This is a genomic window from Mesorhizobium sp. SEMIA396 (genome assembly GCF_024518615.1).
GTDB lineage: Bacteria > Pseudomonadota > Alphaproteobacteria > Rhizobiales > Rhizobiaceae > Mesorhizobium.
Map to the genome: position 1 here is coordinate 16,679 of NZ_JANIFC010000024.1, position 20,101 is coordinate 36,779.

At 57.6% G+C, this 20,101-nt stretch carries 14 protein-coding genes and 1 pseudogene; 5 read left to right on the top strand and 10 right to left on the bottom strand.

The features are described 5' to 3' along the window. Positions 1-135 precede the first annotated feature (135 nt). From NP503_RS32665 to NP503_RS32675, 3 genes are all read right to left on the bottom strand, one after another. A complete protein-coding gene (locus NP503_RS32665) occupies positions 136-3,609 on the bottom strand; it encodes an AAA family ATPase (protein WP_063169422.1) in 3,474 nt (1,157 codons plus the stop codon). Then, the gene (locus NP503_RS32670; protein ID WP_063169423.1) at positions 3,606-4,865 is read right to left on the bottom strand and encodes a DNA repair exonuclease; all 1,260 of its coding nucleotides are present in this window, start codon (positions 4,863-4,865) and stop codon (positions 3,606-3,608) included. Before NP503_RS32670 ends, NP503_RS32665 begins: the two co-directional genes overlap by 4 nt. A 71-nt stretch (positions 4,866-4,936) precedes the next feature. Continuing rightward, positions 4,937-10,522: a DUF3320 domain-containing protein gene (locus NP503_RS32675; protein WP_063169424.1), complete on the bottom strand. Its 5,586-nt coding sequence runs from the start codon at positions 10,520-10,522 to the stop codon at positions 4,937-4,939. Between the two features lie 600 nt (positions 10,523-11,122). On the opposite strand from NP503_RS32675, the gene NP503_RS32680 reads away from it, so the two are divergent. Beyond that, positions 11,123-11,572: a MucR family transcriptional regulator gene (locus NP503_RS32680; RefSeq protein ID WP_063169425.1), complete on the top strand. Its 450-nt coding sequence runs from the start codon at positions 11,123-11,125 to the stop codon at positions 11,570-11,572. A 34-nt stretch (positions 11,573-11,606) separates the two neighbouring features. Next, positions 11,607-12,437, top strand: coding sequence for a thermonuclease family protein (locus tag NP503_RS32685; RefSeq protein WP_127224212.1), 831 nt, complete (start codon positions 11,607-11,609; stop codon positions 12,435-12,437). A gap of 13 nt (positions 12,438-12,450) precedes the next feature. Here NP503_RS32685 and NP503_RS32690 read toward each other — a convergent pair whose 3' ends face one another. The 6 genes from NP503_RS32690 to NP503_RS32715 all read right to left on the bottom strand — a co-directional run bounded on the left by NP503_RS32690 (position 12,451) and on the right by NP503_RS32715 (position 18,897). Beyond that, entirely contained in the window at positions 12,451-13,596 is a 1,146-nt protein-coding gene (locus NP503_RS32690) for a DUF4236 domain-containing protein (protein WP_095770037.1), read from the bottom strand. Between the two features lie 50 nt (positions 13,597-13,646). Then, on the bottom strand, positions 13,647-14,696 hold the full coding sequence (locus NP503_RS32695) for a hypothetical protein (protein WP_082826712.1): 1,050 nt from the start codon (positions 14,694-14,696) through the stop codon (positions 13,647-13,649). Continuing rightward, positions 14,693-16,009 (bottom strand): hypothetical protein, encoded by a 1,317-nt coding sequence (locus tag NP503_RS32700; RefSeq protein WP_063169428.1) that lies wholly within the window; start codon positions 16,007-16,009, stop codon positions 14,693-14,695. The genes NP503_RS32695 and NP503_RS32700 overlap by 4 nt, the downstream gene beginning before the upstream one ends. Continuing rightward, positions 16,009-16,827 (bottom strand): hypothetical protein, encoded by an 819-nt coding sequence (locus NP503_RS32705; protein WP_063169429.1) that lies wholly within the window; start codon positions 16,825-16,827, stop codon positions 16,009-16,011. Before NP503_RS32705 ends, NP503_RS32700 begins: the two co-directional genes overlap by 1 nt. Further along, a complete protein-coding gene (locus NP503_RS32710; RefSeq protein ID WP_063169430.1) occupies positions 16,820-18,259 on the bottom strand; it encodes a hypothetical protein in 1,440 nt (479 codons plus the stop codon). The genes NP503_RS32705 and NP503_RS32710 overlap by 8 nt, the downstream gene beginning before the upstream one ends. A 197-nt stretch (positions 18,260-18,456) precedes the next feature. Then, positions 18,457-18,897 carry a hypothetical protein gene (locus NP503_RS32715; RefSeq protein ID WP_126066778.1) on the bottom strand — a complete coding sequence of 147 codons (441 nt, stop codon included), beginning with the start codon at positions 18,895-18,897 and terminating at the stop codon, positions 18,457-18,459. 153 nt (positions 18,898-19,050) lie between these two features. On the opposite strand from NP503_RS32715, the gene NP503_RS33330 reads away from it, so the two are divergent. The 3 genes from NP503_RS33330 to NP503_RS32725 are packed head-to-tail and all read left to right on the top strand — an operon-like array spanning position 19,051 to position 19,766. Continuing rightward, positions 19,051-19,161 carry a YHYH domain-containing protein gene (locus tag NP503_RS33330; RefSeq protein WP_095770035.1) on the top strand — a complete coding sequence of 37 codons (111 nt, stop codon included), beginning with the start codon at positions 19,051-19,053 and terminating at the stop codon, positions 19,159-19,161. A gap of 28 nt (positions 19,162-19,189) precedes the next feature. Continuing rightward, a complete protein-coding gene (locus tag NP503_RS32720) occupies positions 19,190-19,429 on the top strand; it encodes a hypothetical protein (protein WP_082826591.1) in 240 nt (79 codons plus the stop codon). 52 nt (positions 19,430-19,481) lie between these two features. Further along, complete coding sequence (locus tag NP503_RS32725) at positions 19,482-19,766, top strand: DUF6804 family protein (RefSeq protein WP_063169433.1); 285 nt, start codon at positions 19,482-19,484, stop codon at positions 19,764-19,766. Positions 19,767-19,969: 203 nt separating this feature from the next. Here the strand turns inward: NP503_RS32725 and NP503_RS32730 are convergent. Beyond that, positions 19,970-20,101: pseudogene (locus tag NP503_RS32730) on the bottom strand (IS481 family transposase); the annotation flags it as partial.

The window sequence follows — 20,101 nt, forward strand, 5'->3', positions numbered from 1 at the left end:
CGGGGCCGTCTATGGCTCGGGCGATATGTCCGCTTTTGGACGAACGCGAAGTTTGCCGGAACGTCTGACTTTGGGCGCATACTTGCCGTCAAATTCGGCGTCCTTCACTGGTTCGTTCACGTATTCCGGAGAAAATTACTGTGCGAGTTGATGGATCCTCGTTCCCGGTACGACAGCCTCAGCTATTTCACATAGATGCTTATGGTGCGTCAGGTAGATGACCTGACCTGTGTTTGCCATCGCTCCGAACAGCCTGAAAACCTCCTCCGAGCGAATATGGTCGAACGTCTCCATGATGTCGTCGGCGACGAATGGGACCGAGGGCCGAAATTGCGCGAACTCGTAATAACCGGCGAGTCTTAGGGCAAGGTACAGCTGAAATCGTGCACCCTTTGAAAGCGCTTCGGTGACCTTGGATTGCCCGTCACCCTGCACAGCAATGAGAACCTCACCACCTCTTACAGGCTGGGTTGTCAGCCCCGAATACTGGCCACGCGTCATTAGCTTGAACGCGTCTGATGCGCGCGCCATCATGCCGGAGCGATGGCTCTCACGGTAGATCCGCAAAGCATTGCCAGCCGACATGATGCCAAGCTTCAGCTCTATGTAGCGAACGGCCTTCTCCTCGATTTCCAGCAGGGTTGTGCGCCGTTCAGCATCCAGGCGTGCAACCGCACTATCACCGCCGATGGCGTCCAGCTTGTCGGCCGCGCGCGTCTGCCGGATCAGCTGTTGCTGGATGGTTTCATCGAACAGGCGAAGCCGCTGCTCACCCTCAGCCTTCTCGACCGCGAGGCCGTCGAAATCGATCGCGTCCAGGATCGAGCGGGCCTGCTCGAATCCGTCGACCGCGAGCTCCGCCACTATCCGTTCCTCAAGTTCGGCGACGGTGGTGCGCAAGCCATCGCGCTCACGCAACAGCTCATCGCGTTCGACTACCTCGGGCAGAGTGGCGACACCAAAGACGCCCAGCACCTCGTTCTTGCGGCGTTCGTGTGCCAAAATCTCAGTGTCGAGGATGTCGCGCGCCTCCTTGAGGCGCTTCAGGTCGTTGCCGAGGCTTGCCTTCGTTTCACGTGTCCGCTCGGCACGCTCTAGGCGCTCGGCAAGGCGGATGGCCAACTGCTCCGGGTCGGTATCCTTCGTCGGCTCGTCGGCTTCAACCGCAACGGCGATGACCTCGACCAGAAAATTGGCCCTGTCGGCCTCCATCTTGTCGATACGCAGCTGCAGGTCGTCCCGTTCCTGCAGGCTTCTTGAAAGTTCGGCCAATTGATCGAGCACAGTGCCGACGCCGGATGCGGAGAGCCCGCTTTCGAGCCAAGTTCCCTTGAGTGCTTCGGTAATGCCGGCCAGCCATTCCTCCTCGCGACGCTCCGCCACACCTACTGCAACCCGTCGTGCCGCTAGATCCTCTTCTTTGGAGCTCACCATTCTGAGCGCCTCGGCATACTCGGCGTCCACCTTGCGCTGCCGATCCAGAAACGGCTCCGCGATGGCCATGATTGCTTCGAGGGTGTCGTTGGACTCTGATACAATGCCGACGCTTCCCAGCACTGCTCTCATTTCCAAGCGTATCTGCTCGCCGGCGTCAGCGGCTCGCTCGGCCTTCAAGCGAGCAAGTTCGATCTGCTCCCAGGCAGCGAGCGCATCGCTGCGCGCCTCGATCTGATCCTCGATCCTTTCGATCAGGCGCTCAGACGAAGGTTCCACGGCGTCTCCGAGCAGGTCCCTGGCGGCCGCGCGGATTTCCAACAATTGGGTATCCACATCCTTGCCGAGCTGTGTGCGTTGGATGCCGTTGCGTGACAGGTTGGCCGCGGCCTCGGCCAGCTCGCGCGTAGTTGCCCGGATCTCAGCCAGATCCGCCGCGCCGGCCAGCCGGCCTGCGCTGGCAATGTCATCGCGCGCCAATGCCACGGCGAAGTCGTCAGCGGTGTCACCGGTCAGCGCTGCGCGGTGCGTTGCCCACGCATCATCGCGAACTCGGCGGATGGCGGTAGCCGCTTCATCGTCGACAATGTCGCCCGAGGCACGAAGGGCATCCAATCGTGCGGCGAGCATGGCATGGTTGCCCTCGTATTCAGCAAGGCGTTCGGCAAGTACGGCGGTGTTCCTTGCCAGTTCTGACGCTACCGTCTTCCAGGCGGCAATCTGCCCGGCGCTCGGAACCGCGACGTTGGCGAGAGCGAGGGCATCTCCGTTCCATGGACGCAAGCGCGCGAGCGCCGCCTTCCATCGGATTGTTCCCGCATCTTCCGCCTCGCGAGCCGTCCTAATCTCTGCCTGGTGTCCGCTTGCTCGCGCTTTCGACAAAGCCGAGCCCAGCCTTGCCCTGGCAGGTTCGGGCACCGCCCTTTCCTCGCCGACCCGCTGCCTTGCCACCTGCAGCGCATCGAGTGCCGCCGCGGCTTCGTCGCGAGCGGCACGCATCCCGGTAGCAATCCCGGACCTCTGCTCGACCATGGCGCGAACGACGCCAACGGTGACGGCAGGCAGAAGCAGCGCGCCAGGATCCGCCTCGGAAGATCGGCCCAAGGCGGCAAGGCAGCTCGCCACGCTGTTGTTGAGGATTTGCAGCTCCATCCTGCGAGTGGGCAAGTCAAAGCCAGCCGCGGTATGGCGCACCTTGCTCTCCGCCAGCCCGCGAATGCGTTCGGAAATCGACAGGATCGGTTCGTCCTCGTCGACCGCAGTGACTTTTTCCGCCAGGCGCTCGGTCTCGTCGATGTTTGCGGACAGCCGCGTTCTGAGGCTGGCATCGTCATCGATCAGTTCGGTGACACTTCCCGTCGATGTCCGGGCTGGGGAGGCGATGTCCGGCAGCTGATCCAGCCGGGCAATCTTGCGCCGGATATCCGCCAGCATCGGCGCAGCACGCACGTAACGAGCAAAGGTATCCAGCCTGGCCACCAGCACCGCCCGATCGCTGATGGTTCGGCCGTACTGCTGCGCTGCATCGAGACGTTCGGCCTCCAGGCCCTCGTAGGTTGATGCAAGGGTGTCGATCGCATCCCTGCGCGACTTTACGTCAACAAGGCGCTTCTTCAACAGCGCCAGTTCGGTTCCATGCGCCTGCTTCCGATACAGAGCGTCTGCTTCGGCCTCGAGGGCGTTCAACGTATCACTTGCGTTCCCAAGACCGGCGCTGGCCGTGAACAGAAGCTTGCCGAGGTCGCCCCGCGACTCCAGGATAGATTTTCCGCCGGCTTCCAACGTCTCGTCATCGAGTGAGAACATCGTCGTGTAGGCGTCGCGCGACAGACCGGCGAGATGCGCCGTGATCGCCACCTCGCTTACCGGTTGGCCCGTCGCATTCAATAGCGAATTACTGCGCTGTTTCGTACGCGTGAACGTGTGTTCGGAGCCGGCCAGTTCCAGCACCCCGCCGATGCGCATGGCACTGTACTCGTGCAGGAAGTTGTAGCGGCTCCGTTCCTCGATGCCGAACAGCAAGTCTAGATAGGCCGAAAGCGCAGTCGATTTGCCGGCCTCATTCAGGCCAAACACGATATGCAGATCAGGTCCGGATTCCGGTTTGGGTCCGAAGTCGATCGAACGATCGGTGAACTTTCCATAACGAATGAGGTCAAGGCGCCGCAACCTCATGACGATCCACCGGCCTTAAGGCGGGCAGTCACCAAGTCCGCGCCCTTGGAAAGCACCTGATCGAGGAACTGTTCCAGCCCGGCTTCGTCCGTCCCAGCAAAATCCCGCCCGTCGGCCGGAAGGTCGGCGACCATCTTTTGGACGAACGCCCTCGCCTCAGCGCGGAAGGCCTCCGAGGTGGCATCGGCACGCATTGATTGCTCGAGTTCGAAAATCGGATCAGCAATATCCTCGGCGGTCTCCGTCCGAGGCGGCGCGAGGTCAAGCTCGAGCTTCTCCACCCACGTATGGCCTAGCTGTTCCGCAGCCTGTTCGGCTTCGGCAAGAAGGAGGTCCCTGTCGCGGATCAGCGCCCACATCAGTGGTGACGTTCCTGTCAGGCCAATGCGAGCCACAGCATGACGCGATCGGACGGTTGCCCGCATCTCTTCGAGTGCGAAGCGAACACGCGCGACGGCCTCGGGCCACTCCACCGCTCCGGTAAGGTCGACGCTCACCCGTTCGAACTGCGCAACGCTGGTCAGCCGTTCCTCGATCTCCACCGAACGGTCGTGGCGCACCGTCACCAGGGTGACTGATTTCTCACCGGCCTCGTTGATATCCCTCCCCTGCGGTATTCCCGGCATCACCACGGCACTGGCGCCAGGATGGACTTGGCGAGCATGGATGTGGCCGAGGGCCCAATAGTCGAAACCGTGGGCGTGCAAGTCAGCGATGCTGCAGGGCGCGTAAACGTCGTGACCTGGCGATCCAGCCAGACTGGTATGCATGATGCCTATGTTGACGGCCCCTTCACGAGCCGCCGGATATTTGGTTAACAGGCTGTCCGGCGCCTTAGGGTTCGCAAAGCTCAAACCATGGAATACGACGTCCAGACCGCCGGCTGTCTGCAATACCGACTGAGCACGACCACCAAAGATGGTAACGGTGTCGGGAAATACCAGCTGTTTGGAAATCCGCGACAGGGCGTCATGATTACCGCGGATCTTGAAAACCATGATGCCGGCCTGGTGCAGGCGTGTCATCTGCGCGCCCAAGAACCGCGCTGTCTTCATTGAAGTCTGGTCGCCATCGTATAGGTCGCCAGCAATGACCAACGCGGCCACACGTTCCTCAAGGCAGAGATCCACTATCGAAACGAATGCCTGGCGGCTGGCGTCGCCCACCAGCCCGGCAAGATCGGGATTTCGCATCGCCAGCGAACGAAGCGGCGAGTCGAGATGAATATCGGCCGTGTGTACGAATCGAAATGCCATTCGGCCTCCGCCAGCAAAAGAGGTGTTCCGAGCTTCGACAGAAATTGCAACGAGGGCGCTGCAGCGCCCCGTTACACTTCAGCTAATTTCTCGCTCGCGGATTCGCCGGCCACCAACAAGCCGTCTTGGGACCGTAACACTCCTTTGGCAACCAAATCGGCGACCCCAGCTGAAATCAGCTGCCTTAATTGTGCGCTTGTGGCTTTGAAGCCCAGCATCCTGGCAACGCCTGTGGCGATTTCTTCCTCTGTCGCACCGAGGTTGGATTTCACGACTTCCATAGCGCCTTGGGCGACCTCGTCCTGCGCAATCATTTCGGGCTTGCGCAATCCAGCGGACACGACCCCACTGCGATCCCTGAGACGAACAGGAACACCTGGCTTGAAGCAGAAGTTGCCTCGACGGGCTACTGAACCACCTCTCTGTGCTATGCTTACCCCCCGCTCGATTGCATCCTGAATCCTGCCACCGGCCCGCTGCAGACCCCAGGCGTCCCGAATACGCGAAACTATTTCGTCGACATGGATTGGCGTTTCTGTAGCCACGACCTGCTCGACCAGTCCGGCCATGATTCCGCTGGGCGTCTCGTGGAGTTCGAACGATCCCGGTCGCTTTAGTTCGGCCTCTTCGTAGGCTCGATTGGGTGTCTCGGATCCGTTTGTGCTTTCGAGACCGATTTCCGTCACGTTGCCTCGGTCGACCGTAACAACCTGCACGGCTACAGCTCGATTTCTCTGGACCCCCAATTCGGCCCGCTCATCGAGTTCTTTTCTGGCGGCCTCAATCGCTAGTATGGTTCGCTCCAGCTGCTCACGAGGCCGTTGGAACCAGTCAGCGCTCCAGATGCGATGGATGATCCAACCATGGTCTTCCAGAACCGACTGCCGAAGCCGGTCTCGATCTCTGGCCGAGCGAGATGAGTGATATTCTGCGCCATCGCATTCGATGCCAAGAATATAGCGGCCTGGCCTCTCTGGATCCGCAACTGCGAGGTCGATGAAGAAGCCGGCAATGCCCACTTGAGCATGAACCTGATAACCCATTTCGATCAGCGCGTTGGCTACCTGTTCTACAAAGATTGAATCCATTTCGCGAACCGTGACTTGGGCAAGCGAAATTCGCCCTGTTCTCGCGTAGTGCAAGAAGAGCTTGAAGGCGAAGATGCCTTTCCCTTTGCCACGCTCCAGGTCGATGTCCTCGTCTGTGATGGACGCGAATACTTCGCAGCTGCGCTTGGCGCGGCTTATGAGGACGTTGAGCCGACGCTCGCCGCCTTCCGCGCCAAGAGGGCCGAAACGCATGGCCATGTATCCCTGGGCATTCTTGGCATACCCCACCGAGATCATGATCACGTCGCGCTCATCGCCTTGAACATTTTCGAGGTTCTTGACGAAGAATGGCTCGCTTGGATGAGCGTGAAAGAATTCCTCGGTGTCGGGATTTAGTCGCCGCAGCGCTTCGAGTTCATCCTGGATCGCGCGGCGTTGGCTAACCGAAAATGTTGCAACGCCTAGAGTCTCTTGCGGGTTCACCTTCGCATGACGGATGATCGCCTCCGCTACTGCTCTCGCCTCTACCGGATTGGTTCCTGTGCCGCCGGAATCGAAGACCCCCTCCGGCACATGATGAAACCGCAACCCCATACCTGCCTCTTGGGTATAAGGGCTTGGCACGATGAAAAGCCGGTTCTCGTAGAACTGGCTGTTCGATACTGCGATTAGAGATTGGTGACGGCTACGGTAGTGCCAGCGCAGCATACGCTGCGGCAAGCCGCGGGCCGTGAACAGGCCGAGGATGCTTTCAATGTCGGCGACCTGCGCGCCCTCACCCTCGTCATCTTCAGACTGCGAGCCTGTCATCTTCGCGAAGAATGTCGTGGGTGGCAGTTGGCGTTCGTCGCCAACGACGACCACCTGACTGGCCCTGGCGACCGAGCCAAGTGCGTCCACGGGCTGGATCTGAGACGCCTCGTCCATCACGAGCAGATCGAAGGACATCCGGCCGGGCGACAGGAATTGCGCCACCGAAAGCGGGCTCATCATGAACACTGGCTTCAGCGCCTGGATGGCAGGGCCTGCCTTCTGCATCAATTGCCGGATGGGCATGTGGCCTCGTCTGCGCGCCATCTCAGAACGAAGCAGTCCGACAGGTCCAGCTCCGCCGTCTCTTGAAGGAATTTTCCGGTGATGAGCCGTTACAACTTCGATGGCGCCGGCCTTGATGCGCTGGCGGTCCAGATCTGCGAAGTCACGTACAGCCCTGGAATGCAGTTCCCCGTCGAACCTTGCCAGCTCCGGCTCATCGGTCGCCATCGCCAGAAACATTCGTTCGTAGTAGGCCATATCAAAAACTGATCGAGCCGATCCTGTTGTAATCTGGCCGTTGGCTAGGCCGTCTATCAACTGTCCCAGTCCAGCCTTTCGGGCCGTTTCGGATCGCTCTTCATAGGCAACCCATTTCGAGAGCTGCTCCTGATGATCGAGCCAACCCTGCAGCCGAGAAACGACCTCGCCTATCGCGACGTCCGGAAAATCGACTACTCCAAACAAGGAGGGAGCATCGGCTTTCAAATCCCCTGTAAGCGCCTTCAATTCCCGCGCTGCCGCTTGGGCCGCTTCACGTGCTGAACGTGCCGAGTTTGCGATCTCGATTCTTTCAGGCAACCGCGCAGCCAGATGTCGGATCGAGCCATTTTCTTTCAGCCAAAGCTCGGCTTGCGTGAGAGCGGCCCAATCGGATCCTCGACCGTGCCACGACGAGCCGAATACGAACTTGCCAAGGCTCTCTCCCGCATCGATCCCTTGAGCAAGTGCTTGTAGTCTGCCTAGTCGGCGCAGTAGCTCCACCCGCTCAGTGATTAGATCCGGAACGTCAGTCAGAACCTGTCGTGACGCATCATCGGCTTGAGCTACAGTGCTCGCCTTCGCTTCCATCAGTTGCAGCGAGGCCCGCTCGGCGGAAGCCACGTCGCCTAGCATGGATGACGCGAGGTGCCCGAGATCGTTCCAGAAACCTTCGATAATTGGCCGACCGATTTCGATAACCTTGCGAACGCGCGCTGCACGCGCACCGGCCTCGGAGCGTTCCGCCATCCGGCCGGCGATAATCCGAGGTTCGGGGCCTAGCCCTCGTAGAGTCCGCATCCACTCCACTAGCGCGAGCAGTGGCGCGGAAGCCGATCGCTCCCCACGCCAATCTGCCCCGAAGGCGGAACGGCCAAAAGCGTCGCCTTCGCGGACTCTTGCTGCGGCAGCCTGACCCTTCATCAAAAGGTCGAGGAGACCAACTATCTGCGTCGCAGGCGCGCTAGGGTCGACCACAATAGTCCGCGCAAGTGCTGTGGCGCGACGGTAGTCGCCGTTCAATGCTTTCAATATTCCCGTGTGTGTGGCGAGCGCCTGCCGCGCCGCGGCCACCTCGGTGCTCCACGCCGCGTCAACAACCTTGCCCTGAAGGTCGGCTCTGGCAGCCTCAAGCGTCGCTACGCTGTCGGCAAGGTCGCCTGCCTGCTCAAGTCCGGAGTCCCAAACGGTGGCTGCGAAGGCCTCCGGACTTGCGTCAGGTGCTGCCGCTACTCGCTCGCCGGTCACGGCCAGCCTGAGCAAGCCTGCCAACGTGTCTGGCAATATCGCCGATCCGAGTTCCTGATTCAGGCGCTCAGCTTCTTCCCTCAAGCGTGGGAGCAGAATGGTGAGCTGTCGCGCACGATGGAAACCATCTTTCGGAAATTCCGAGGGAAGCTTTGCAAGCTCTGTCTCGAGACCTTCAATTGGCGTGTCGATAGCCGTTGCCGCCAACTGCTCCGAAAGTTCCTCGGACTTGCGGGCGAAATCCGTTCCTGACCAGAGAAGCGATGAAATGTCTTTCGGACGCTCATCCCATACCGGCGAGACGAGCGCCTCGGCAGGAAGTCCAGGCGCGGACGCGAGAAGCTCAGCGCGATCTTCTATCTCGCCGCTGTCGCTGAGAATTTTCGGAGGCTCGGCCTTGATCCGCTCAGCGATACCGACCAGTTTGGCGTGCAGTGCCTTGGCTTGGTCCAGCAACGCCGCGATGCGTGGGACGAGCCTCTCAATGGTCGTTGGAAGAACGACATCCAGGCCAACTCCCCGCCACGGGTGGTGGATCGGCAAGCCGATCTCGTTGATCCGCTGAGAGACCTCATCGAGCAATTTGCGACGTTGCGAAACGCCGTCAGTTGTCCAGCTTGTGGCATCCGTAAGTTCGATGTCCACTGGTTTCTGACCGACCTGCCTTAGTCGGGTTAGCTGGCCGAGAACCTGATAAGGAGTGAGTTCGGACGCTCCGAACGCAACGTGCATTCGTGCAGCATGTGCGTTGAGTTTATCGCGAGCCTCCAGCAAGCGATCAGTTAGGGAAGAAGGAAGCTGGCCCCTGGGCGATCCGAGTTGCCAGGTTCGCCGCAGCTCCTCTAGCATCATGCGCTTGTTCGCCTTGTTACTATGCAGCTCAAGGCAGGCGTCCCCCACCCCAGCAGTGTCAAGCCGTCGCTTGACGACCTCCAGCGCTGCCATCTTTTCGGCCACGAACAGCACGGTCTTTCCGTCGGCAACGGCCGACCCAATAATGTTTGCGATCGTCTGCGATTTTCCTGTCCCAGGCGGACCTTGGATAACGAGGTCGCGACCTTTTCTGACGTCATGGATCGCCAGTGTCTGAGAACTGTCACTGTCGACGATATGCAACATTTCGGCGGGCGCAATGTGCGGATCAATCGCTATGTCGTCCGACATAAGCGGCTCGCGTGTTTCGAAACCATCTGAAAGAAGCGAGCGGATCTTCGGTTGTTCGATAATCTTTGCGCCATCGGGCCAGAGATCCGGATCCAGATCACGGTACATCAAGAACTTCGCAAACGAGAAGAAGCCGAGCACCATATCGTCGCGAAGCACCTCCCAACCCTCTTTGGTCGAAATTGCTTCGGCAACGGCATCGAGATAGGCCGAGACGTCGAAGTCATCTCCCACCTCAAAACGCGGCAGAGCGAGCTTGTGAATGCGGTCGAGATAGAGTTCCAAGGAGAGGTTTGCGGTAAGATCTTCCGGCCGGGCTCGTAGGCGGAATTTTTCTCCAGCGGCCCCTCGCTCAAGCCGAACCGGCACCAAAATGAGGGGGGCCTGACGGATGTTCTCTTTGTTGTTCGGGTCAATCCACTTCAGCATTCCAAGGGCCAGAAAGAGGATATTGACGCCCTGCTCTTCCTCGAGTGTGCGGGCATCATGGTAGAGATCAAGGAGCCGCCGCTGCAGCCCAGTTGGGGTCATACGCGTCTGCAGCTTGGTGTCCGAGTGCCGCGCGGATATCCCTCTGTTATCGACTCCATCGTCCTCTGGTTGGGCGAGAGCGACGGGGGAATAGTCGATCTCTTCGTCTGGAGGGCTGCTTTCATCCTGGCCCGCTTTCGGCCTATCGGGCTTGCCGGCCAGGAAGGTAAAAGCCTTTCCTTCGGTCACCAGCAATCGATAAATTTCGGACGACTTCTCATCGACGATATCGATCGTCTTCGCGCTCTTGGAAAACCGCGGCACATTCAAAAGTCGATTGCGGGCGGAAAGATCGAGCAACTCCATCCTGGCGCGCTCGAGTTTCTCCTTTAGAGGGAGATCGCTTTGGAAGACTGACTGTTTTACGTCCAAGACTTACATCCCCTTTGAAAGGAGAACCAGCTAGAGCCCGCGTAGAGCGTTCGCGCAAGAAAAAACAGCCGTGTTCAATTAGAAACGACTGCGATCACTTCTGGACACCGTCCAATATTGCGACGTGTGATATGGGTCAGAGCCTGCATTCTTGGCCCCCTTTGCCTAGTCGCTATCCGACGAGGATTCTCGCTCCCTGCCCCCGTATTTAGCCGCCTCCACAATGTCTTTTTCTGACACAGAGAGTCCGTTGCGGACCCGAATGGCTCCCGCACTTGGAACGCGGTCCAATTCAGATCCAGTCTTTGCCTTATCCTTCTGGGGCTTAACCTCCGGCGGCGGGTCTTTCGAAAATGTCATGCGTAGGTCCTACTCGTCCAAATCTAAATGCATCCGCCTGTGAGCCTCAAGCCGCTTTCCTGGTCATACAAAGAAAACGCCGCGCCCAATCAATCCACCGTCTCTCGTGGTTCCGCATTCTGATTGGCGCTTTAACATTCATCACTATTAGCGCCTGGCATTTAGTATCCTCCCTCTACTGGTTTTTTTAGCCGATAAGTAATAGATCGGGATTTCACTGCAGAAGTCCGGAGCCATGAAGTGACTGACGAAATCCAAAATACGGCCACCGCGCTGATGGAGCTTACCGCCGATATCGTTGCGGCTTATGTGAGCAAGAATTCAGTGCCGGTCTCCTCATTGCCGGACCTTATTGCCAGCATCAATTCGTCATTAGCGCGTATCGGCCAGCCGTCCGAACCGGAAAAACCCGACCAAGTTCCCGCGGTCAACCCCAAGCGCTCAGTCACTCCAGACTACATCGTCTGCCTCGAAGACGGCAAAAAGTTCAAGTCCCTCAAGAGACACTTGAACACGCATTTTGGACTGACGCCCGACGCCTATCGCCAAAAATGGGGCCTCTCCAACGATTACCCCATGGTCGCGCCTAACTATTCAGCCAATCGCTCCAGATTGGCAAAATCGATTGGCCTCGGTCGCACAGCAGCCGCGCCCAAGAAAGCAGCAGCCAAGAAGTCAAAGACGCGCTAGCAAAACATTTGGCAGCTTCGCAAAGGATCGAAAATTGAATCGCGATCGCTATTCCCATCGCCGCAGCTCGCGGCCAAGACGCGGCCGGGTTTCAATTATGCGCAAGCGTTTCTTTTCACATAAATCATTAGCCGCGATCCTGGTGATCACGCTAGCAGTGGGCGCTTATGTCACCTCCTACTTTACAGGGTGGGGCAACCAGATCGCGGGACCCAATACAGCAAGCGCACTCGGGTCAAAACCGAAGCCTATCGTCGGCGTAGCGTCCATCGTTGACGGGGACACGATCGAGATCCACGGACAGCGTATTCGTTTCAATGGCATCGACGCACCTGAAAGCAGCCAAAACTGCAGCGACGCAAGCGGGCAAGAATACCCATGCGGCCGCAAATCCGCAGAAGCACTGGACATCTTCCTCAGTCAATCCCGACCCATCCAGTGCAACTTTGTTTCGTGGGATCGTTACAACCGCTTCGTTGGTGATTGTCAGCGGGCGGACGGTGCTAGCATTGCGTCTTGGATGGTCGAACAGGGTTATGCCCTGGATTGGCCTCGATACAGCCATGGTAGTTACGCGTCACAACAGGCAGATGCCCAAAGGGCCAAGATTGGCATCTGGGTTGGCACTTTCACAGCCCCTTGGGATTGGCGAGCAACACATGCAGCCAACAATAAACCCGGTAATGACACATCCTACGGCCTTACAGGCCGTCGCCAAATAGCTCAGAGCTATTCGTGTCAACCGCGTCGCTATTGTAAGCAAATCTCCTCATGCGATGAGGCGCGCTGGTATCTCAATAACTGTAGCTGGGGACCCAAATTGGACCGGGACGGCGACGGAATTCCGTGCGAAGGCATTTGCTGACCAAGCCAATTCCTTAGCGCGCTTTCAGCAAGCCGGACTGGCCACCAGCGTTTCGGTGCATTTGCGCGAGTGCCAATAGAGCCTGGCAAAAGGGCTGGCTGACGTTTGTCTTGGAAAATTCCACCAGCTCGTTGAGCCCGGATGGGCTAGAAAACCGCAAGGCTTCGTAGCGACAGACAGGGATCTGCCGATTATCTCTGAAGCGTTTGTCGGGTCCGCCATTCTTATTGGGATGAGCCCAGGTATAGCTCACGATCTCAGCATCAGATGGAACTTTGCCGGTCTCAATAAAATTGCTGGGGGCAAATTGCGTCCTGAGGTCTCCATACCCAACGGCACCGTACTGGTTTCCGTCCTTCACCAAAATCATGTCTGGCATGAAATAAAGGATTTGCCGGCCGACGTGTATCGACGGTGGTGTGACATTGCTGCGAACAACCGTCGGCAAGGAAGCTTGGAGCGTCGTCGACTTTTTATCGACCAACATCGTGGCTCCCGCATTGCGCTTCCAAGTCGTCAGATCCTCTATCTTGCCACCAGCCGCGACATGCCAACTCGCCGCGCAGCGTGTGAGCGTGTCAAAGGCGGCGACAAGTCGCCCGTAGGCCGCCTCCGCGTCCTGCTCCAAATCATAGTAGAGCACGCTCACCCGGCGGTAGCTGTCCAACCAGTTGCCAATAAGCATGCCCGGCAAAAAGGCAGCAATACCGATCAGCGCCACCCCACCTCCCAGCATTGCGCCTGCGATCAATCCGGCGATCCCAAACAGCACGGCCAGGATGAGCGACATTCGCGTCTGCGATTGCCTCGCATTGATTTCATCAAGCACATTGGCAAATGTCTCATCACGCATCTCGATCACATCGGCGGACTCGATTTCTCTCATCACGACGCCACCGCTGACATATTCCACGGGTGAGGATGTTGGATGGGGCTTTGGCCCAGATGGGAATTCAGACAGTTGCAGCGTCTGCTTGGCGCTGCGCTTTCCCAAAGTGCCTCGGTAGTAGAGACCGCCGACGCCTGCATGAATATAATGCCCTCGTGGGCCAGTCCCGATACGAAGACCTTGCACGCCAACGGACGCGCCAACCCCGCCAGACGAGAAGTTAAAGCGGAAAGGTCCCGCACTAATCGATTTTCGAACGTAAAACCCCATCCCCGCAATCCCCCCCAAGCCCTGTGAGCGAAACCCAAGGGCAGTTCGCCTCACAACTTTGGTACCGGAACCAGTCCAATATCTGTCTCTCGCGAACGTTGCCTGACCCTGATCTCAATTCGCCTCCTCGCCTTGACGTCGCCGGCCTGTGCGCCGTCGGTGAGCCGGTCGCCAGGCAATATCAACTGGCCGCCGGACATTGGCAGGATGGTGAAGCCTTTCAGTTCCGGCATATCGCGCAGGATGCCTGTGACGGAGATCGCTCGCGCTAATCCAAGCCCGGCATTGTCGGCAGGATGGAGTGTGCCAATGTCCATCTTGCGCGCCAGTACGGGCTGAAGGCCTCTGTCCATATTCGATGAGTCACCGGACATCGCCTGCTCGTCCGTGTGGCCAATCACCTCAATGACGTCCACACCATAGGAAGTTGCAATTCCAGCAATGGTCTTCGACATCTGCCGCAACTTCGTTTTGAAGCCACCGGAAAGCTCCGCACTTCCAGTATCGAAATTATAGCCATCGAGCTCGCTAAGACTGATGATCGGTGGCCAATCGTGTGGCTTGTCAGCAGAGGCCTCGTTCCTTGCCTTCTTCAGTGCGTCAGCAAGATCCTTGGACGTCTTGCCCGTGCCAACGTAGCCGAGCTCGCGCAGAACCTTCATCTTCTCGATCATGGCTTTGGCCTGATCAACGTCGACGTCGTTGTCAGAGAGGACTTTGGCGGCCGGCGCGCTTTTCACCGCTTCCTCAAGGGTCAGTCCCACTTTTTTGATTGCCTCTGCGGCCTCTTTGGCCCGGACCAATTCACGCCATTCTTGATCTGGTACATTGCGTCGACTTGCAGGCTTGACCATGGCATTCAGCTGAGCCAGCAACCGCTTGTTTTCCTCGTCAAGCTTGCGAGCGTTCTCATTGAGGGACTGCGCAATCTTCTGCGCTGCCGCAGCCTCTTTCTTTGTCTTGGCGATGAGCGCGCCTGCAGCAAGCAAAAGGCAGAAAACGAGAAGCAGCATCGTCTCAGCCATCGTCAGGCCGAGTATCAGGCCGCGGCCATAGCCCTTGCGCTCAAACGTAATGGCTGTTCCGCTAACCTCACTCACCTGCCCCACCAACTTGCTCTCTTTGGCGGTTCACCCTTCTCCACCTCCGCCGGACTGCTTAACGATCGGAAGGTGTCGCCCTCCGTGTCATCCGAAACCTTGATTGGCGTCTCCACAGGGGAGGCAACAGTGGAAGGTGCCGCCACTCGCTCGACATCGTTCGCTATCGCATTGCTCAGAGGCTGGGGCGTGCGCACGGCCGGGAGGCTATGTTGTGTAAGGGTTGCGACGAGGCCGCGTGTTTCATTGCTGTGTTTCTGCATCACAGCCATGAACTCCTCAGTCAAACGCTGCTGCGCTTGGACAGTTTCTGCGGTCTTTTCTGCGGCCGCTGCCGCTCTCTCCACTCCAGTCGCCACCTTGATCACTGCGTCGGCAAGACCGGTCATCCGCGTTTGCTGCTCTTGCGAGGCTGTTTCGGTTTTTATCGCATATTGTGCGACAGCATTACCCAGGAGCTTGACCATCGGCGCCAGATCGTTCTTCAGCACCTCATCAGGAACAACCACCTTTTCCAGCTTGGCAGCCATATTGTCGGCTTGATTACCGAGCTTTCCAACAGAGTTGGACATCGAGCTGTTGGCTTTATCCAGCAAATCCGCTGCAGCTCCAACGCGGTTCGCTATCGAAGCAAACTGGGTTTCGACTTGCCCGAAATTGTGCTGCAACGCGTCACTGAGCTTGGCAGACGCCTCTTGGACAGGCTTGATCGATTCCATGGCAATATTGTCCAGGGCAGATCGAATGTGCTCCCCATTGCGTGCCGCTTGCTCGGCAATCTCTGCAAAGCCCTCTTCGAGCATTTGATGGCTGACACGACGAAAGTCGGCGAACTCCCTGGTTACGCTTTCCATCTCGGCTCTTACACGCCGTGTCATGTCGGCAAGTTCGTGCCTCGCCGTTCGCTCAATGTCCGCGGGATCGCGCCGCATCTGATTGTAGAAAACCCTCAGAGCAATACCGGTGATCGTCGACGTGATCGCGATGCCAAAATTTTGGACGATCGTGTCGGTTGAGCCTTCCGTTCCAAACTGAAACAGCGAGACCCCAAGGCTCGTCAGGGTGAACAGGAAGCCCATATAGTAGAGGTTATCGCCGGTCTGCTCGTCGTGCAGTTGTAGCTTTCCAGCAAAGATCGAAACCCCGAGATAGAAAAACATCAGGCAGGCCGGTGCTACCGCCGCGACGATCGGATTTACGCCTGAGAGTTTTGCAATGGCGATGAATACACACCCGCCGAGTGTCAATGCCGCGAAAACCACGACCGGCAGACGTGGATGATCCAGCAAAGGTTTGTCGTGCGCTCTCGCCATCAGTTTAACCCATCCAAGCCAACCAGCTTTTCGAACTCGCCGTGATGGTTCTGGACCCAATGTGTCCAGAACTCCGCGTGATCCAGGGTCTGAAATGGCTTCTTTGCCCGATCGATATAAAGAATTGTGATGCCCACCCCATCCAGCGACGTCCCATATGTGCGGTCGGCGGCGCTGTTGAGGTATTTTTGGTAATCCAGTCCCGATCGGTACTGCGAGTAAATCGTCGTATGCTCGATCATGTCAGAGGCGACCACCAATCGCTTGGGACTGCCCTGTTTGGCCAAGCTGCTATCGAAGAGCGACAGCTTGATTTTCTGAATTCCAGCCATGATCGGAGATTGGCTCGCGGAAGCCGCATTCGGGATTTCATCGGGAAGTTTGTTCAAAGGATCGCCGAAGGCGTTTTCCCACTTCTTTTGACGCCGCGCAGGATTGTTGGTCCAACTATCGACGGTCGACCCATCACCGGGATTGCATCCATCGAACATCACCGTCAGCTCACCAGGCGCCGAGCTCAGGGTATAAATCCTCACATACCCACCCGGCTCGACCTGCCCAATGGTCTTTCGGAACTCGTTCTTGAGATCAGCCATCGTCGTTGCCGAAATTGGATCAGTGGCGTCGATGAGGACGGCGGTCAGGCTGGAGGGTCCGTCCAATGGGCAATTCGTGTTGGCGTCGATATGGCCATTGCCAGACCTGGTCCACATCCAGCCGAAGCCGGCCAACATCGCAACGGATAGCACACCAAGGGCAATGGCCGCGGCAATGGTACCCGCATTGCCTTTCTTGCGTCTGCGGGTTCGCCTAGACATTCACGCTGTCCGGGTGAAGCTTATCAAGATCTCGGTACTGCTCAATTCCCCGTTCGCATTCCTGACCAATCAGACGAACCTGCTCGTTGAGTTCCTCCTGCGCCTGGCGAATTGATGCGCCAACATCTCCCTCATTCCACTCCCGCTCGCCGGTGACGTATGGCTTGATGCGATCAAGTTTGTAGGGCGTTCCGAAATGCTTGGGCGCCGGCTCGGTCCTCGCCTGGATGTTGGCTTCCCGATACATCGACAAAAGCTGATTGCAGGCTCGCTCCAATTGGTCTTGATGCTGCGCAAAAAGAGCCAGAAGCCTCGATCGATGATCGACAATCGCGCGGTGCTCGCGCCGGCGACTACCAAGCTGCTTGACGATTTCCTCCACTTTTTCGTTGTGGTCGTCGCGGACATCCTGCAGCTCTTCGATCAGTTCCTTCTTTCGATCGATGTAGTCATCGCGCCGTCGAACGAGCCGATTTTCAACGCCAGTGTAGCCTGGGTAAGGGTCGAGCACGAACCAGCCGTCGATAAAAGCGAAAAGCGAAAACATCAGGCCGATCGCAAACAGCAACCAGGACTTGATGTCCGTGAGACCCGCTGGATTGGCGAGCATATTACGGATGACCTCAGCGCCGGCGCCGTCAGCGAGCGAGCCGCTGACCTCACGGTAGTGCGCTAGCGCCAAGTTTATCGAAATCGCCAAGCCGATATAGAAAAGGATTGAAATGATCCCAACGAATTTTACGAAAAACGACCGATGGGTGACGAGACGAGCGCAGAAAACCGCCAGGAGCAAAGCCGCCCCGATGTTGATGAAAGAGAATGCCGCAGCCTCAAGGATGCCACCAAAAAATCCCTGCTCATTGCCCTTGGCCAGGAAGTTGCCGTTCATCGCTGTCTCGACCAGAAACAGAAATAGCAGAAGCGATAGCCGGAAAATGTGAGCGGCACCGTGCTGCACACGCGCGGCACGAACGAGACCGTGCTTCTCCTTAAACCATGCATGCTCTTTTTCGGCGTCGTTCAGGGCCCTTCTCAGGCCGTGAAGTTCATCGAGGCCCACGGCGACCGAGGCTTTGAAGTCCGAAACGCTAGCGGCATTCGTCTGACGGATTAGACCGAATTGTTCCTCGAAATCGAGGCCGGCAAGACGACCTCCAAGGAGTTGCAGGTTGTCCTCAAGAGTGTGATGCGCAGCCTTCTTCTCATCCTCAACGCGTTCCACGATGGCATGTTCGACATCGTCGAGATTCTTTGCCGTTTTCGGGGGTTGGTTCACCTCGCCGCGCTGCTTTCCGCGGTTAATGACATCCAGGTCGCCGTCGATCTTGGCAGGGTCCAGGCTGTTGAATAGCTGAGTGCTCGCCCGAAAATCGTGGTTGGATTCTCGCAGTGAGTCACGCAACTTATTTAGTTTTTCGAATTTAGAGCCCACGCACTCACAACCCCAACTTTACGCCCCCCGGCAGAGTGGTTTCTATGCATAGTAGAGCTAAAGGGCAACCGCACATTCACTTCTATCCACTTGCTAGTGCGGATCAGGCTCAATTGAGTTCCAACAAATGATCATGGCTGCTGATCAACTGGTTGATCGGCCGCGACTAGTCATGTCATGAGCCGTGCTGCGATGCTCTAAGGACAGAGTGCTACGAGCGGGTTCGCGACTGGGAAATTATCCACAGTCGTATACGTGTACTGGATCTCACCGCCCAGGCGAACGAAGGCAGATAGTTCCTCCGCACGACAGACATAGTTTTTGGTCATTTCATCGATCTTCTGGACATAGACCGGCCGCGAGACGCCAGCAGCCAACAATTTGGCGTCTACTTCCGCATCGGTCTGAGCCCAGGTGGCGTTGAAAACGATCCTTGGCCCGATTGCGATGATGCTCCGAACGGAGATGTTCGAACTGATCAGCATGGGCAATGCTGGAGCCATTTCGGTTTGCATTTTTTTTGCGTAGGCGCAGACGTCGGTCTTGGTGTACTTCGAGAGGCATTCATTTGCCGTCGCCACCCTTGGCCATGTCAGCAGGATCGCCAACGGGACGTGCATCAATCGCAATCCATCCAAAGTATTCTCCTCGCCCGATCTTGGCCTGCACAGAGGAGCATCTATCCTATTTGTGTTCACAGTGCCACGAGCAGCTTGTGCCCGACCGGCAATAGTGCTCTGTCTGAAATACTTTGGGAGGGCAATAAAATGAAAACAACATTTCTCGCGGCTATGGCCGCTGCAATAATCGCTTGCGCGACCGGCGCGTTTGCACACAGTGGCGGCACTGATGCCAACGGTTGCCATACCAACCATAAGACCGGCGCGTATCACTGTCACTGAAGGTCACGCCTTTCTGAGGGACACAAACATGCTGAAGAACATCATGTCAGCTCCGCTGGGCCTCCTCTTCATGCTGGGCGGGCCGATCACCTACGTGATGAATGTCGTCGACACATGGCAGGGCCATGCATCAGTGGTCGTAAAAATCCTGATTAACTTGAGCCTGGATGCGATGTTGGCGTTCATTTGGCCGATCACTTGGGCAATCTGGCTTTTCAAATATATGGCGGGCGCCGAAACTCCACTAACAACCGTGCTGGGCGTTTGAGGATCAAGTTTGCTGAAAATAATGCTTTTCGACGCCGGCCGGAACGGTCCGGTTGGTCTGCATCTGTGTAGCTATTGCCTCGCTGCTGGCGGTAGCGCCATGGCCGTACGGCTATTACCAATTCCTCCGCGTGGTGGTCTTTTTCGCCGGGATCTACTGCGGAGCCATGGTGTGGCGATCAGGCCCTGAAAATCGCACCCTGGCTTGGGCGCTGTTTGGAGCGGCAGCGATCTTCAACCCGTTCATGCCGGTTCATTTGCCGCGCGAGCTGTGGGCAATCTTCAACGTCGCAGCGGCTACTCTGTTCGGCTTTGTCGCATACCGGCACCGGAATTAAGCCGATAATCTGAGATGGCCAAGAGTGGACCTGAGACGCCGAAGGTCAAGGCGCGCCCGAGGGTCACCGTGTCACAGCCGTTGGCGCTTTATGCGGGAGATCTCCTCGAGCGGACGAAGGAGTACTTCGAGGCTTTCAACCATCTAGGCTCGGAGTCGGAAAAGGCGCATCTTTTTGCCCGTTATTTTCTATTTTCGCATGCCCTAGATGTGGAGCTTCAACAGGTTGTCCTCGATCAGGGCGAGGCGACTGATAGGCGTTTTTGACTTTAGGCTGCCATGTGGACGATGCCAATTGTATCTGTGCAGCCAGACAGGCAGTTCGGCGGCACGATG

What these genes read in the sequence shown, in the direction of transcription:
- NP503_RS32665 (WP_063169422.1), bottom strand. Translation starts at nt 3,609, where the DNA reads ATGAGGTTGCGGCGCCTTGACCTCATTCGTTATGGAAAGTTCACCGAT.
- NP503_RS32670 (WP_063169423.1), bottom strand. Translation starts at nt 4,865, where the DNA reads ATGGCATTTCGATTCGTACACACGGCCGATATTCATCTCGACTCGCCG.
- NP503_RS32690 (WP_095770037.1), bottom strand. Translation starts at nt 13,596, where the DNA reads ATGGGGTTTTACGTTCGAAAATCGATTAGTGCGGGACCTTTCCGCTTT.
- NP503_RS32700 (WP_063169428.1), bottom strand. Translation starts at nt 16,009, where the DNA reads ATGGCGAGAGCGCACGACAAACCTTTGCTGGATCATCCACGTCTGCCG.
- NP503_RS32705 (WP_063169429.1), bottom strand. Translation starts at nt 16,827, where the DNA reads ATGTCTAGGCGAACCCGCAGACGCAAGAAAGGCAATGCGGGTACCATT.
- NP503_RS33330 (WP_095770035.1), top strand. Translation starts at nt 19,051, where the DNA reads ATGGCCGCTGCAATAATCGCTTGCGCGACCGGCGCGTTTGCACACAGT.
- NP503_RS32720 (WP_082826591.1), top strand. Translation starts at nt 19,190, where the DNA reads ATGCTGAAGAACATCATGTCAGCTCCGCTGGGCCTCCTCTTCATGCTG.